We start from the raw sequence: 12,759 nt of genomic DNA on the forward strand, positions 1-12,759 counted from the left end.
CTTGAAGAGTCGAAAAGATTCGACGGATTCAGTTGAGGGAAAGTCAGCAACTCCTCTGTCCTTTACCCTCACTTGGCGCTAGCTTCATTGACACCAGTGGGAGCGATTCCATCAGTCGACGCGTCCGTCACGGCGCGCTGATCTGCAAGGAGCCGCTCATGCGACACCCCCCGCGTTCAGTACTTTTAGCCGTCGCCGGCACCTCCTCCTTGCCTCTTGCGCGCCCTGCACGGACGAACCGTCAGCACCCGCAACCAAGAAGGAACCCGCACTCATGAGTCGTACCAGAACCGCGATGCTCGCCGCCCTGGCGCTGGTCGCCGGAGCCTCGGGGACCGCGCTCGCCGCGGCCGCCCCCGAGGACATCGGCACGGCAGCCGTCCCCTGCACCGTCGACTACAAGGTGCAGAACCAGTGGGACACCGGCTTCACCGCCGCCGTGACGGTCACCAACCAGGGCTCCGCCAAGTCCAGCTGGTCGGTGAAGTGGTCGTACGCCGGAAACCAGAAGGTCACCAGCGGCTGGAACGCGAAGATCAGCCAGAGCGGCGCCGCTGTCACCGCCACCAACGAGACCTACAACGGAACCCTGTCGACCGGCGGTTCGGTCAGCTTCGGCTTCCAGGGCTCCTACAGCGGCACCAACGCCCTCCCGGCCACCTTCACCCTCGACGGCGTGACCTGCAACGTCGACGACGGCAGCGGCGGACCGACGGATCCGCCGGACCCGGGCCCGACCGGCCCCAAGGTCGACAACCCGTACTCCGGCGCCAAGGTGTACGTGAACCCGGAGTGGTCCGCGAAGGCCGCCGCCGAGCCGGGCGGCAGCCGCATCGCCAACCAGCCGACCGGCGTCTGGCTCGACCGGATCGCCGCGATCAACGGTGTCAACGGCGGGATGAGCCTGCGCGACCACCTGGACGAGGCCCTCACCCAGAAGGGTTCCAACGAGCTCGTCGTCCAGCTGGTCATCTACAACCTGCCGGGACGTGACTGTGCCGCCCTCGCCTCCAACGGTGAGCTCGGCCCGACGGAGCTCGGCCGCTACAAGACCGAGTACATCGACCCGATCGCCGCGATCCTCGCCGACCCGAAGTACGCCGCGCTGCGGATCGTCACCACGATCGAGATCGACTCGCTGCCCAACCTCGTCACCAACACCGGCAGCCGGCCGACGGCCACGCCGCAGTGCGACGTGATGAAGGCCAACGGGAACTACCAGAAGGGCGTCGGCTACGCCCTCAACAAGCTCGGTGACGTGGTCAACGTCTACAACTACATCGACGCCGGCCACCACGGCTGGATCGGCTGGGACGACAACTTCGCCGCCAGCGCCACCGTCATGAAGGAGGCCGCCACCTCCGAGGGCGCCACCGTGAACGACGTGCACGGCTTCATCGCCAACACGGCGAACTACAGCGCCCTGAAGGAGAACAACTTCACCATCGGCGACTCCGTGGGCGGCAAGTCCGTGCGTGAGTCCAAGTGGGTCGACTGGAACCGCTACACCGACGAGCTGTCCTTCGCGCAGGCCTTCCGCAACCAGCTGGTCACGACCGGGTTCAACTCCGGTATCGGCATGCTGATCGACACGTCCAGGAACGGTTGGGGCGGCTCCGCACGGCCCGCCGGTCCGGGCGCGATGACCGACGTCGACACGTACGTCAACGGCGGCCGCTACGACCGCCGTATCCACGTCGGCAACTGGTGCAACCAGTCCGGGGCCGGGCTGGGTGAGCGGCCGCAGGCCAATCCGGCGGCCGGGATCGACGCGTACGTCTGGATCAAGCCTCCGGGCGAGTCCGACGGTGCGAGCAAGGAGATCCCGAACGATGAGGGCAAGGGCTTCGACCGGATGTGCGACCCGACGTACACCGGCAACCCGCGCAATGGCAACAACATGTCCGGTGCGCTGCCGGACGCTCCGCTGTCGGGGCACTGGTTCTCGGCGCAGTTCCAGCAGTTGATGCGGAACGCGTACCCGCCGTTGTCGTAGTGCTGTGAGTGCGACTGCGGGTCCGTTGTGGCTGGTCGCGCCCGCGCGGCGGAGCCGCATATAGATGCAGTCCCGCGCCCCTTCAGGGCGTTGTGGTCCGCCGGGGCTCGGTCAGTTCTCTCTGGCCAGACCCCGGCGGATCGCGAACTCCACCGCCGAGTAGTTGCCGTCGGCCCGCTCCAGCTCCAGTGGCTCCGTCGGGTGCAGCGGCGGCTGGGCCATGAAGCGCGGCCGGGTGCCGTGGTGGGGCTGGGCGGCGTGGACCAGGAAGGGGTGGCAGAAGTAGACGTCGCCGGGGTTGCCGGTGGCGTGGGCGAGGGGGCGGTGGGCGGAGGCTTCGGCGACCTTCGGGCCGAGCTCCAGGAAGGAGGCGCCGGTCTCGCCGTACGGTGCCAGGACCGGCGGTACGTCGAGATGTGAGCCGACCCGGATGCGGGTGGGCGCGTCGTCCTCGGTGACCTCGCTGAACAGGAACAGCATCAGCAGCGCACGGTCCTTCGAGCGCACGTTCGTGTGGGGTTGCTCGGCGCCTTCGGGGGTGTAGCTGGCCTCGATGTGCCAGCCCGCGTCGTCCGGTTCCTCCTCGTGCGGGAACCGCAGCGGGAAACTCCCCAGCGAGTACCGCGACTGCCAGCGGTCCTCACCCACCAGCGCATCGAAGGCCTCGTGCAGCACGGGTGTGTTGACGGCGGCCGCGAACGGCCCCTGCGCCATGTCGTACACCCAGTGCACGGGGTCCTTCCAGGTGCCCGGGTCCTCCCGGTCGTACCCCGTCTCCCGCCACAGCAGCCGTGCGCAGTGCTCGGCGACGCGCGGCGGAAAGGCGCCCTCGATCTTCACGAACCCGTCATTCAGAAAGCGCCTGACCATCTCGTCGTCCATCGGGCCATCGTGGGCGACGGACGTCCGAGGCCGCACCCCATTTTCTTGCCCCGTTTTTGCCGCTACGGCAAGGACAGTGGCCCGGAGGCCATCCGCCGGAGCAGGCTTGCGGCATCCGGACGAGAGGCGGACCACCATGGCGCACGAGAACCACCAGAACCACCAGCACAGGCACCAGCACGACCACACGGACGTCGACTGGGAGGAGATGGGCCCGCTGCTGGAGGCCCAGGCGGAGCTGTTCACGCCGTTGTACGAGCACGCCATGGCGTGGCTGGCCAAGCGGCAGACCGAGCCGGGGCTGGTCGTCGACGTGGGCAGCGGGCCCGGCGTCGTCGCCTGTCTGCTCGCCGACACGTTCCCCGGCGCCCGGATCGTCGCCGTGGACGGATCCGCACCGCTCCTGGAGCGGGCCCGGGCGCGCGCCGAGCGGCTGGGCGTCGCCGACCGCTTCGGCACTCTCGCCGGTGAACTCCCGGACGTTCTGGAGGACCTGGACTACCCCGCCGATCTGCTCTGGGCCGGCCGAAGCCTGCACCACCTCGGCGACCAGCGGGCGGCGCTCGCCGCGTTCGCCGCCCGCCTCACGCACGGCGGCACGCTGGCCCTCCAGGAGGGCGGCCTGCCGGCCCGGTTCCTGCCGCGCGACCTCGGCTTCGGGCGCTCCGGGCTGCAGGCGCGGCTCGACGCGCTGGAGGCGGAGTGGTTCGCCGCGATGCGCGCGGACCTGCCCGGCTCCGTCACCGAGACCGAGGACTGGCCGGCCCTGCTCACCGCCGCCGGCCTCCGGCCCACCGGCACCCGCACCTTCCTCCTCGACCTGCCCGCCCCCACCACGGACCGCGCCCGCGCCTACGTCGTCGCCCACCTGACCCGCATCCGCGAGGGCGTCGACGAGCGCCTCGACGCCGACGACCGCGCGACCCTCGACCGCCTCCTCGACCCGGACGACAAGGCGAGCCTGTACCACCGTCCGGATGTGTTCGTGCTCGCGGCGCAGACGGTGTACACGGCGGTACGGACGACCACCTGACCGCACCTGCTCGTCGCACTGGGCCTTGACTTCGAGAACTCTCGAAGTGATGGACTCCCCCTCGTCCGAAACGAACACAGGGGGACCACCATGACCGGCTCCATCACGACCGACTCCCCGGTCGCACTCATCACCGGCGGCGGCAGTGGCATCGGCGCCGCCGTCGCACGGCAATTGCTGGGCGCCGGGTACCGGGTGACCGTCACCGGCCGTGGCGAGGCGCGACTGCGCGGCTTCGCCCGGGAACTCGGGGACCCGGACGGGCTGTTGACGGTCGTCGGGAACGCGGCCGAGTACGCCGATGTCCGGGCGGCCGTGGACACCACGCTCAAGGCGTTCGGCCGGCTGGACACGGTCGTCGCCAACGCCGGTTTCGCCACCCACGACTCGGTCGCCGAGGGCGACCCGTCCGGCTGGACCGAGATGGTGCTGACCAACGTCCTCGGCCCGGCCCTGCTGATCCGCGCCTCCGTCGACGCCCTGAAGGAGACCCGCGGCCGGATCGTCCTCGTCGGCAGCGTGGCCGGATTCGTGCCCGGGCCGGGCAACATCTACGGGGCGACCAAGTGGGCGGTGACCGGGCTCGCCGAGAACACCCGGCGGCAGGTGACGGACTGGGGCATCGGCGTGACCCACATCGCGCCGGGCCGGGTGGAGACACCGTTCTGGGACAGCTACGGCAGCCTGCCGCCCGGGCATCTGCTGACCGCCGACCAGATCGCCGACTCGGTGGTCTGGGCCATCCGGCAGCCCGAGGGCGTGGACGTCAACACCGTCGTCGTACGGCCGATCGGGCAGCCCAACTGACGTACTACCGCGTCTGGTTGCGCGCACTCAGTCGCTCTCGATGAACTCCTGCGCCAGCTCCTCGCCCAGCGAGACCGCCGCCTCGTGGCTCTCGATGGGCGAGACGAGGGAGTCCCTGAAGAGGATGTACGTCACGCCTGAGGCGGTGCCGCCGGTGGCGGGGTCGGGGTCGATGCCGAGGGCCTCGGCAGCGGCGTAGGAGGCTTCGCCGATGATCCGCCGGGGGCCGGTGTCGCCGACGACGGCGTAGAGGACCTGGTCGTCGTGGACGACGGCGACCACGCTGCCGCCCGTGATGCCCGCCGCCTTGTGGTCCCAGATTTCGCTGACGCCGGGGACGACGACGTACGGCAGCGTGTCGGAGCGCAGCGGCCTGCCGTCGGACTGGTGGAACGCCGTGTCGGGCAGGAACCAGGGGTCGGTGTGCTCATTGCACTTCTCGGTGCGCCGGCCGTCGCAGTCGATGTCCATGTCGGCCTTCCAGAAGACGGCGCCGTTCGTGCCGCACACGGGGACGGTGGCCGGGGCCGTCCCGTCGGTGCGGTACATGCCATGCGAGATCTGCTCGCAGGACGTGACCTTCGCGAGCAGGTCGGCCGCGCTGACCGAGCTTTCCCGGGCGGCCGGCGGGTCCGGCATGACGGAGGCGCTGGTGGGGAGCGCTCCGGCGGCGAGCAGCGCGGCGCCGGAGGCGGCGGTCAGGGTCGGTGTTCGGATGCGCACGGGGGCTGGAGCCTCCTGGTAGGAAGGTTTCCTTACTGACGCTGATTGCGGCGTCACGACCCCAGTAGAAGACTGGACATACCGAAGCTTTCGGATATCTGCCCAAGCTTCTGGGAGGTGTCATGTTCGTACGCGCCATCTACACGACCGGTGACCCCACGAAGATCGACGCGGCCATCAGGGCATTGAACACAGAGGGGCGGGAACTGCTGGAAGACCGTCCGGGATACCGCGGAGCGAGTGTCTTCGTGGACCGCACGCTCGGGAAACTGCTCGCGGCGAGCTGGTGGGAGTCGGAGGAGGCCCGGCAGAACAGCGACGAGGTGCTGCGTGAGCGGCGGGCGGGCATGCTGGAGCCGTTCCTCGGGACGGTGGCGGTCGACAACTACGAGGCGTTGGTCTTCCACCAGGTCCGGCAGCCGGAGCCGGGCGGCGGACTGCGCGTCACCAGGCTGGAGTTCGACCCGACCGACACGGACCTGCTCGCCGACACGTTCCGGGCGACGGTGGTGCCCAAGCTCGAGACCCTCGCGGGGCTGGCCAGGGCGTCCCTGCTGGTCGACCGGGAGCGGGGACGCGGGATGGTCGGAGCCCTCTTCGTCGACCAGGCGTCCCTCGCGGCGTCCCGCGCGGGACAGGCGGCGGCCAGGCATGAAGGTGCGGCCAAGGCCCATGTGACCGTGACCGGCCTGGAGGAGTTCGAGGTCGTCCTCTCCGACGTGCGGGGCGACTGAAGCGTCCCGCATCCGGACCGCCTCCCGATCCCGGACCACGTCCCGAACCCGACCCGAACGCCTCCGCCCGCCGCTCACAGCTGAGCGGCGGGCGGACGGTCGTGTCGAAGCGGGTGTCAGCCCAGGTCGAAGGCGGCCGGGTCCGGGCCGATCCGCCGGTCCTCGTTCAGCGCGCTGATCGCCGCGAGGTCCTCGTCGTCCAGGCTGAAGTCGAAGACCTCGATGTTCTCCTTGATCCGCGAGGGCGTCACGGACTTCGGGATCACGACGTTGCCCAGCTGGAGGTGCCAGCGCAGCACCACCTGGGCCGGGGTGCGGCCGTGCTTCTGCGCGATGGCGACGATCGCCGGGACCTCCAGCAGCCCCTTGCCCTGGCCGAGCGGCGACCAGGCCTCGGTGGCGATGCCCTGCTCGGCGTGGAAGTCGCGGGAGGCGCGCTGCTGCAGGTGCGGGTGCAGCTCGATCTGGTTGACCGCCGGGATGACCGACGTCTCGCCGAGCAGCCGCTCCAGGTGCTCCGGAAGGAAGTTGGAGACACCGATCGCACGGATACGGCCGTCGGCATGCAGCTTCTCGAAGGCCTTGTACGTGTCGACGTACGTGCCCCGGGCGGGCAGCGGCCAGTGGATGAGATACAGGTCGACGTAGTCCAGACCCAGCTTCTCCAGCGACACGTCGAAGGCGCGCAGCGTGGCGTCGTATCCCTGGTCGCTGTTCCAGAGCTTGGTGGTCACGAAGACGTCCTCGCGGGGGAGGCCGGCTGCGGCGATCGCCTTGCCGGTGCCCTCCTCGTTGCCGTAGATCGCCGCTGTGTCGATGCTGCGGTACCCGGCCTCCAGCGCGGTGGAGACCGCCCGCTCCGCCTCGTCGTCCGGCACCTGCCAGACGCCGAAGCCCAGCTGGGGCATCTCGACGCCGTTGTTGAGGATGATCGGGGGGACCTTGCTGCTCACGAGCTCTTGATCCTTACGGTTGTCGTCAGGTGGTACTCACATCGTCAACGATCACGGGCCGCGATGCATTCCTGACCGGAGAATCCGTGGGAATCGGCCGGCCTCACGCCCGGTACAGCGCCTCGACCTCGCCCGAGTACGCGTTCTCGATCGCCTTGCGCTTCAACTTCAGCGACGGCGTGAGCAGTCCGTGCTCCTCGGTGAACGGCTGGGCGAGGATACGGAAGGTGCGGATCGACTCTGCCTGCGAGACCAGGGTGTTGGCGGCGACGACCGCGCGCCGCACCTCGGTCTCCAGGTCGGCGTCACGGACCAGCTGGGCCGGTGTCATCTGGGGCTTGTCGCGCATCATCAGCCAGTGCTCGACGGCCTCCTGGTCGAGGGTGACCAGGGCGGCGATGTACGGGCGGTCGTTGCCGACGACGATGCACTGGGCGACCAGCGGGTGGTCGCGGACGCGCTCCTCCAGCACTCCCGGCGAGACGCTCTTGCCGCCGGACGTGACCAGGATCTCCTTCTTGCGGCCGGTGATGGTGAGGTAGCCGTCCTCGTCGAGGGAGCCCAGGTCACCCGTGGCGAGCCAGCCGTCGTGCAGGGACTCGTCGGTGGCCTTCTGGTTGTTGAGGTAGCCCTGGAAGATGTTGGCGCCGTGCAGCCAGATCTCGCCGTCGTCGGCGATGTGCACGGTCATGCCCGGGATGGGCTGGCCGACGGTGCCGTAGCGGGTGCGATAGGGCGGGTTGGCGGTCGCGGCCGCCGTGGACTCGGTGAGGCCGTACCCCTCGTAGACATGGACGCCGGCGCCCGCGAAGAACAGACCGAGGCGCCGGTCCATGGCCGAACCGCCGGTCATCGCCTGTTTGATACGGCCCCCCATCGCGGCCCGCATCTTGGAGTAGACGAGCTTGTCGAAGAGCTGGTGCTGCATGCGCAGACCGGCCGACGGGCCGGGGCCGACGCCCCACGCCTTGGCCTCGATCGCGTCCGCGTACTTCACGGCGACCTCGACGGCCTTCTCGAAGGCGCCCGACCTGCCCTCCTTCTCGGCCTTGCGGCGGGCGGCGTTGAAGACCTTCTCGAAGATGTACGGCACGGCGAGGAAGAACGTCGGCTTGAACGCGGCGAGGTCCGGCAGCAGGGCGGCCGCGTTCATCTGCGGCTGGTGGCCGAAGCGGACCTTGCCGCGGATCGCGGCGACCTGCACCATCCGGCCGAAGACGTGCGCGAGCGGCAGGAACAGCAGGGTCGCGGCCTCGTCGCCCTTCTTGGAGTGGAAGACCGGCTCCCAGCGCTCGATGACGGTGTCCGCCTCGAACATGAAGTTGCCGTGCGAGATGACACAGCCCTTGGGGCGGCCCGTCGTCCCGGAGGTGTAGATGATCGTCGCGACCGAGTCGGGGGTGACCGCCTGACGGTGGCGGTGGACCACCTCGTCGTCGAGGTGCGCGCCGGCGTCGTACAGCTCCTGCACGGCGCCCGAGTCCAGCTGCCACAGCTGGTGCAGCCGCGGGAGCCGGTCGATGACGGTGGCGATCGTCATCGCGTGGTCCTCGTGCTCCACGACCGCCGCCGAGCACTCGGCGTCGTACAGCGTCCAGAAGCACTGCTCGGCCGAGGAGGTGGGGTAGATCGGCACGACCTGGGCGCCGATGGTCCACAGCGCGAAGTCGAAGAGCGTCCACTCGTACCGCGTACGGGACATGATCGCGACCCGGTCGCCGAACCGGATGCCCCGGGCGAGCAGGCCCTTGGCGAGGGCGAGCACCTCGTCGCGGAACTCCGCGGCGGTGACGTCCCGCCACTGCCCGCCCTCGTCCTTGCGGCCGAGGGCGACATAAAGCGGATCGTCCTGGGCATGCTCGAAGACGGCGTCGGCCAGGCCGCCCACCGGCGGCGCCAACGCCAACGGAGGGTTGGTGAACTCGCGCAAACCCCGCTCCCCGCTCCCCGTCCGGATGCCTCGCTGACACTCCGCTCAGCGCCGTGAAAGCTACCCCAACCACGTTTCGGACGGGAGAGGGCCGGAAATCGATGGGTGCTCAGGTATGCACTGGTCAGCGTGGGAAAATACGCTCACATGGGGAAGGGTCGGACAGAAAACTGACGGTTGAGTAAGTTTCGGGCCCGTAATCTCCACCGAATCTGTACGACCGGGTTACCCGGTCCGGGCCCTGTGGATCATGTCCTCCCCGGCGCGCCGTCGTCTCTTCGGCCAGCGTCTCTTCTGTCAGCGTCTCTTCTGTCAGCGTGCGAGTCGCCGAACCTGTCACACGGGTCCTCTTCACGGGCGATCCTGACCAGGGGACGCTTGGGCCCGTCGCGGCACCTCCGGCGGAGCGCTCAGCGCCGGTGCAGCCGGTCCCCGCCCGCCAGGATCGCCGCGGCCAGCGCGTCCGCCGCCCCCTGGGCGGCCGTCCGGCGCGTTCCGTGGACCAGTACGAAATCGACCCGCCCCAGCTCCGGCAGCCCGGCCCGCTCGGGCACGCGTGCCAGCCCCGGTGGAATCAGCCCTCGCGAGTGCGCCATCACACCGAGCCCGGCGCGTGCCGCCGCGATGAGGCCGTTGAGGCTGCCGCTGGTGCACACGATCCGCCAGTCACGGCCCTGGCGCTCCAGCGCCTCCAACGCGAGCGCCCGCGTGATGCCCGGCGGGGGGTAGACGATCAGCGGCACCGGACGGTCGGGCTCCAGGCGGAGCCGCTCCGCGCCGATCCAGACCAGCCGGTCGTGCCAGACCAGTTCGCCCCGTGGCTCCTCGGGGCGGCGCTTGGCGAGGACCAGGTCCAGCTTTCCGGCGGCCAGTTGCTCGTGCAGGGTGCCGGAGAGTTCGACGGTCAGCTCCAGGTCGACCTCGGGATGGTCGTAGCGGAAGCCCTCCAGGATCTCGGGCAGCCGGGTCAGGACGAAGTCCTCGGACGCGCCGAAGCGGAGCCGGCCGCGCAGTCGGGTGCCGGTGAAGAACGCCGACGCCTGCTCGTGCACCTCCAGGATCCGGCGGGCGAAGCCGAGCATCGCCTCGCCGTCCTCGGTCAGCTCCACGGAGTGCGTGTCCCGGGAGAACAGCGGCCGCCCGGTGGCGTCCTCCAGGCGCCGCACGTGCTGGCTGACGGTCGACTGGCGCAGGCCGAGGCGCCGGGCGGCCTGGGTGAAGCTCAGCGTCTGGGCCACCGCGAGGAAGGTGCGCAGATGGGAAGGGTCGTACACGCCCCCAGGCTAACGCCGTTATCGCGGAACGTGATGACAGTCAGAGTGGTATGCCGGATTCCCGATCGCTGATCGCCGGAGGACGATGGAGAGGGCACGTCCGTGCCGGGAACCCGAAGTTCAGTGAAGCGACAGCCGCGTACGACAGCGAAGTAGTGGAGCACAGTGAAACGCCTGCAATGGCCGCGTTGGATGCCGATCGACCCGTACATCCTGCTGCTGCTCGGGACCGTGGGCCTGGCGGCCCTCCTCCCGGCGCGCGGGACGGCCTCCGACGTGGCGTCCGGTGCCTCCACGGCCGCGATCGCCTTCCTCTTCTTCCTCTACGGCGCCCGGCTGTCCACCCGCGAGGCGATGGACGGGCTGAAGCACTGGCGGCTCCACGTCACCGTCCTGGCCTGCACTTTCGTCGTGTTCCCGCTCCTGGGCCTCGCCGCCCGCGGGCTCGTCCCGGTGCTGTTGACCCATCCCCTCTACCAGGGCCTGCTCTTCCTCACCCTCGTCCCGTCGACCATCCAGTCGTCGATCGCCTTCACCTCGATGGCCCGCGGCAACGTGCCCGCCGCGATCTGCGCGGGCTCCTTCTCCTCCCTCGTCGGCATCGTCATCACCCCGCTCCTCGCGGCGGCGGTGCTCGGCGGCAGCGCGGGCGGCTTCTCCGCCGACTCGGCCGTCAAGATCGTGCTGCAACTGCTGGTGCCGTTCGTCGCGGGGCAGCTGCTGCGCCGCTGGATCGGCGGCTTCGTCGCCCGGCACAAGAAGGTCCTCGGGCTCGTCGACCGTGGCTCGATCCTGCTGGTCGTCTACACCGCGTTCAGCGAGGGCATGGTCCAGGGCATCTGGCACCAGGTGAGCCCTGCCCGGCTGGCCGGCCTGCTCGCCGTCGAGGTGGTGCTGCTGGCCGTGATGCTGGCCCTGACCTGGTACGGCGCCAAGGCGCTGCGCTTCGACCGCGAGGACCGCATCGCGATCCAGTTCGCCGGTTCGAAGAAGTCCCTCGCCGCCGGGCTGCCCATGGCCGGCGTCCTGTTCGGCGCGCACGCCTCCCTGGCCGTGCTGCCGCTGATGCTCTTCCACCAGATGCAGCTGATGGTCTGCGCGGTCATCGCCAAGCGCCGGGCCCAGGACACCGACACGGATGCCGAGACGGGTGCCGAGGCCGACGTCGACGCCCCGGAGCAGGTCACCGCGTCGGAGCGACCCGCAGCGTCACGAACCGCGGTCGGTACAGGGACACGTTCCGGTTGAGCTGCGCCGCGGCGCCACCCGTCTCCAGCCAGTTGACGTCGTAGCTCAGCACGAGCCGTCCGTCGCCGCTCAGCTCGGGGTGCGTCTGCGGGTTGTAGGCGGCGACCTGACCGCCCGGCGGCAGCGTCGGGCTGAAGTCCTTCGTCGGCCCGTGCCACGGGCCGGCGGGGGAGCAGGCCCAGTACGAGGTGACGGTCGTCAGTCCCTCGGTGCCGGCGGCCATCGTGAACAGTACGTACGTCCCCCGCACCCGCACCACCGAGAACGCGCTGCCCACCCCCTTGCGCTGCCCGTCCCCGAGCACCGCGCGCGGCCGGGCCGCCGCCCCGGCCCACTCGGAACCGTTCCAGTACCGCCAGGCCCCCGGGTCGGCGAGCCTGCCCTCGGGCACGCGCGCGACGTACGCGTGCGAGGCCGGCCGGGACGCCGCCTGGCCGTCGTCGCCCCCGAAGACATAGGTCCAGCCGCCCTCCTCCACCAGCGTCGTCCCGAACAGCACACGCCGCGACGGATCCGGCACCAGCTGCTGATCGAGCACCTTGACGACCGACTCGACCCGCAGATCGGGCAGCGAGAGCGTGGCGACCTCGGTGGCGGTGGGCACGCCGTAGATCCACGGGGCCTGCCCCGCCGTACGCACCCACAACAGCACCCGTACGACCTGCTCTGCCGAGTCGGGGGAGCGGGGCTCGACGCGGGCCGCGACCGGCCAGCGCCACTGGTCGGGGGCGGGGTCGGGGAACAGGGGAGTGGCGAGCGTGCGCTCCAGACGTCCGTCGCGCATGACGACCGCCGAGTTGCGCACCAGGGGAGCGGTCGTGTCCCGCCAGGTCGAGGACTCGCCGAAGGGGTTGGGCGGGGCGTGGACCTGGCCGAGGTAGGTGTCCGAGAACAGCCACAGCAGCCGGCCGTCCGGCAGCCGCACCGAGTGCGTGCCGTCGCCGCCGGTCCAGTCGTCGATGCGGGAGGGGTCGTCGCCGTACCGGGCGAACTCACCGGTCAGGCCCTCGTCGGCGGACCAGGACGTGACCGAGTGCGGCCGACACGCGTCACCGCCCTCCCGTTCGCCGTCGTCCGGGAGGGCGGTGAGCAGCACGGCCGCGAGAACCAGGGCCAGCAGGAGGCCGAGCCCGGTTCCCGTGCGCTGCCGTGCTCGTGCGTCGTCGGGCACGCCTGGGA

General features: G+C 70.2%; 11 protein-coding genes. 5 read left to right on the forward strand and 6 right to left on the reverse strand.

What is annotated here, in order from left to right:
• Positions 1-274: 274 nt before the first annotated feature.
• Complete coding sequence (locus ABIE67_RS38720; RefSeq protein WP_370266212.1) at positions 275-1,996, forward strand: glycoside hydrolase family 6 protein; 1,722 nt, start codon at positions 275-277, stop codon at positions 1,994-1,996.
• A 111-nt stretch (positions 1,997-2,107) separates the two neighbouring features.
• Here the strand turns inward: ABIE67_RS38720 and ABIE67_RS38725 are convergent, their stop codons facing one another.
• The gene (locus ABIE67_RS38725; protein WP_370266214.1) at positions 2,108-2,878 is read right to left on the reverse strand and encodes a phytanoyl-CoA dioxygenase family protein; all 771 of its coding nucleotides are present in this window, start codon (positions 2,876-2,878) and stop codon (positions 2,108-2,110) included.
• A 136-nt stretch (positions 2,879-3,014) separates the two neighbouring features.
• On the opposite strand from ABIE67_RS38725, the gene ABIE67_RS38730 reads away from it, so the two are divergent.
• Together ABIE67_RS38730 and ABIE67_RS38735 are read left to right on the forward strand one after the other, a co-directional pair.
• Positions 3,015-3,911, forward strand: a complete 897-nt coding sequence (locus tag ABIE67_RS38730; protein WP_370266215.1) for a trans-aconitate 2-methyltransferase — start codon at positions 3,015-3,017, stop codon at positions 3,909-3,911.
• 90 nt (positions 3,912-4,001) lie between these two features.
• Positions 4,002-4,718 (forward strand): SDR family oxidoreductase, encoded by a 717-nt coding sequence (locus ABIE67_RS38735; protein WP_370266217.1) that lies wholly within the window; start codon positions 4,002-4,004, stop codon positions 4,716-4,718.
• A 27-nt stretch (positions 4,719-4,745) separates the two neighbouring features.
• Here the strand turns inward: ABIE67_RS38735 and ABIE67_RS38740 are convergent, their stop codons facing one another.
• Positions 4,746-5,441 (reverse strand): glycoside hydrolase family 75 protein, encoded by a 696-nt coding sequence (locus ABIE67_RS38740; protein ID WP_370266219.1) that lies wholly within the window; start codon positions 5,439-5,441, stop codon positions 4,746-4,748.
• Between the two features lie 122 nt (positions 5,442-5,563).
• Between ABIE67_RS38740 and ABIE67_RS38745 the strand changes: the two genes are divergently transcribed.
• On the forward strand, positions 5,564-6,175 hold the full coding sequence (locus ABIE67_RS38745) for a hypothetical protein (RefSeq protein WP_370266220.1): 612 nt from the start codon (positions 5,564-5,566) through the stop codon (positions 6,173-6,175).
• Positions 6,176-6,291: 116 nt separating this feature from the next.
• Here the strand turns inward: ABIE67_RS38745 and ABIE67_RS38750 are convergent, their stop codons facing one another.
• The 3 genes from ABIE67_RS38750 to ABIE67_RS38760 form a co-directional block, all read right to left on the reverse strand.
• Positions 6,292-7,128, reverse strand: coding sequence for an aldo/keto reductase (locus tag ABIE67_RS38750; protein WP_370266222.1), 837 nt, complete (start codon positions 7,126-7,128; stop codon positions 6,292-6,294).
• A 103-nt stretch (positions 7,129-7,231) separates the two neighbouring features.
• Positions 7,232-9,058 carry a long-chain fatty acid--CoA ligase gene (locus tag ABIE67_RS38755; protein ID WP_370266224.1) on the reverse strand — a complete coding sequence of 609 codons (1,827 nt, stop codon included), beginning with the start codon at positions 9,056-9,058 and terminating at the stop codon, positions 7,232-7,234.
• Positions 9,059-9,468: 410 nt separating this feature from the next.
• Complete coding sequence (locus tag ABIE67_RS38760) at positions 9,469-10,332, reverse strand: LysR substrate-binding domain-containing protein (protein ID WP_370266226.1); 864 nt, start codon at positions 10,330-10,332, stop codon at positions 9,469-9,471.
• 192 nt (positions 10,333-10,524) lie between these two features.
• Between ABIE67_RS38760 and ABIE67_RS38765 the strand changes: the two genes are divergently transcribed.
• A complete protein-coding gene (locus ABIE67_RS38765; protein ID WP_370266227.1) occupies positions 10,525-11,580 on the forward strand; it encodes a bile acid:sodium symporter family protein in 1,056 nt (351 codons plus the stop codon).
• Here the strand turns inward: ABIE67_RS38765 and ABIE67_RS38770 are convergent.
• A complete protein-coding gene (locus ABIE67_RS38770; protein ID WP_370266229.1) occupies positions 11,516-12,751 on the reverse strand; it encodes a DUF4185 domain-containing protein in 1,236 nt (411 codons plus the stop codon). The genes ABIE67_RS38765 and ABIE67_RS38770 overlap by 65 nt on opposite strands.
• Between the last annotated feature and the right edge of the window lie 8 nt (positions 12,752-12,759).

Origin of the sequence: Streptomyces sp. V4I8 (assembly GCF_041261225.1) — a bacterium.
Lineage (GTDB): Bacteria > Actinomycetota > Actinomycetes > Streptomycetales > Streptomycetaceae > Streptomyces.

Excerpts from the sequence above, each read along its gene's own strand:
- ABIE67_RS38730 (WP_370266215.1), top strand. The coding sequence starts at position 3,015 with ATGGCGCACGAGAACCACCAGAACCACCAGCACAGGCACCAGCACGAC.
- ABIE67_RS38765 (WP_370266227.1), top strand. The coding sequence starts at position 10,525 with ATGCCGATCGACCCGTACATCCTGCTGCTGCTCGGGACCGTGGGCCTG.
- ABIE67_RS38745 (WP_370266220.1), top strand. The coding sequence starts at position 5,564 with ATGTTCGTACGCGCCATCTACACGACCGGTGACCCCACGAAGATCGAC.
- ABIE67_RS38720 (WP_370266212.1), top strand. The coding sequence starts at position 275 with ATGAGTCGTACCAGAACCGCGATGCTCGCCGCCCTGGCGCTGGTCGCC.
- ABIE67_RS38725 (WP_370266214.1), bottom strand. The coding sequence starts at position 2,878 with ATGGACGACGAGATGGTCAGGCGCTTTCTGAATGACGGGTTCGTGAAG.
- ABIE67_RS38735 (WP_370266217.1), top strand. The coding sequence starts at position 4,002 with ATGACCGGCTCCATCACGACCGACTCCCCGGTCGCACTCATCACCGGC.